Source organism: Rhizobacter sp. P2_D12 (genome assembly GCF_056404395.1).
On sequence record NZ_JBFUEB010000278.1, the window covers coordinates 1 to 1,676 of the forward strand.

Below are 1,676 nucleotides of genomic sequence, written 5' to 3' on the forward strand. Positions count from 1 at the left end.
GCGCAGCACCGCCGGCGCGGCGGGCGGCGCCGGCAGCAGGTTCTCCTTGGTCGCGCCGGTGGTGGCAGTGGCGGCGGGATCGATCTGGTTGCGCAGCGCCAGCGACAGCGTGCCGACGCTGCGCGCCAGATCCAGCTTTTCGGCCTGTTCGGGCGTGACTTCGAGCGTGACGGCATTGACGACCTTGGGCTTGGTCTCGTCGCGCCCCACTTCCTGCGCCACCGCCAGCACCAGAATGCGCTCCAGGACGATCTTCGAGATGCTGCGCGCACGGGCCTGCGGAGCATTCGGATCGGGCGCCGTCTCGGTGCTGACGATGATGTCGACATAGTTCCCCGGCAGGGCGAAACCGGCCACGCCGATCACGTCGTTCACGCGCACCGTGATCGCGCGCTTGCCTTCGGTGATCAGGGCCGACAGGCCGCCCAGCGTGCCGGCCGGGGCCAGCTTCGCTTCGCTGACCGGTTCGCCCGCGAGCAGGCTGCTGCGCAGGACCCGGCCGTTCAGGGGCTGGGTATCGATGAAGGCGCCTTTGGGCACGCTGGCAGTGGGCCAGTCCACCACGATGAACAGCGCGGGGGTCAAGCGCTGGCCGATGTCGATGTCGCCTTTCGCGACAACGATCCTGCCGGCAGCGGGCACCGGCGCATTGAGCAACCAGCGCGCGGCCAGCGCCACGGCCAGCAGGCCAAGCACCACGGCCAGCCCCATCATGATCACGGCGCGTTGGTTTTTCATGGTGCGTCCCCTTCGCCGAACAGGCTGTACCAGGCGCGCGTCAGGCCATCCACGTCGCAGCACGGGGCCTGACCGCTAAAGCCGGCGAAGTCGGCGATCCGGCCCAGCAGCTCATGCGGATAGGCGGCCAGCAGCGCGCGCCCGGTGCGGCGGTGCAGATGATCGATCAGGAACGCGATGGCAYTGTCATCGAGATCGATCCGGCGCTGCCGCGCCTGGCGTCGCAGCAGTGCGCGATAGCTCTGCTCCGACAGCGGTCCGACCGGAATCCGGTAACCGATGCGGCGCAGGCAGGCGTCGTCGAGCACCGATTCCGGCGCCAGGCTGGTGACCAGCACCAGGCTCACATCGAACGGCAGGACGTGCGTGGCGCCGCCCGGCACCGTGACATGGTCCAGGCCCGCTTCGAGCGCGCCGAGCCAGCGGTGCAGCAGTTCGCCCGGCGGCACGCGCTGGCGGCCCACATCGTCCACCACGAGTAAACCGTTGTTGGCCAGGATGTGGGGCGGCGCGTGCAGCACCCCGCTGCCCAGATCACTGCGCAGCTCGAGCATGTCGCGCGCCAGCTCCGGCCCCACGTGCACCAGCGGACGCTGGCTCAGGGCCCAGCGGGCATCGCCGCTGCGGCGCTCTTCAAGGGCGCGTACGTGCAGCGGAAGGGGGTGCAGCGCCAGGTCGTGCAGCTGGATGATTTCGTGGTTGACCAGCACCGCATACGGCACCGCGATCGGATCCTGGCGCAGGCGCGCCAGCTTGCGCGCCAGTGACGTCTTGCCGCTGCCGGACGGACCGTACAACAGCAGCGGGCGGCCCGAATACAGGGCGGCGCCGATCTGCTCGCGAATGGCCGGCGCCAGGCCGTCGCCGTCGAGCACCGCATCGAGCTCGGTGCGCGTGACGCGCGCGGCATCGGGCTGGCGCTGCGACTGGCGCGTGAC

At 70.3% G+C, this 1,676-nt stretch carries 2 protein-coding genes; both read right to left on the bottom strand.

The annotated features are described in order from the left end of the window. On the bottom strand, positions 1-738 hold a 738-nt coding region (gene cpaB / locus AC1DYN_RS32410; protein WP_477966885.1), incomplete at its 3' end, for a Flp pilus assembly protein CpaB. After that, on the bottom strand, positions 735-1,676 hold a 942-nt coding region (locus AC1DYN_RS32415; protein ID WP_477966887.1), incomplete at its 5' end, for an ATP-binding protein. The genes AC1DYN_RS32415 and cpaB, both read right to left, overlap by 4 nt.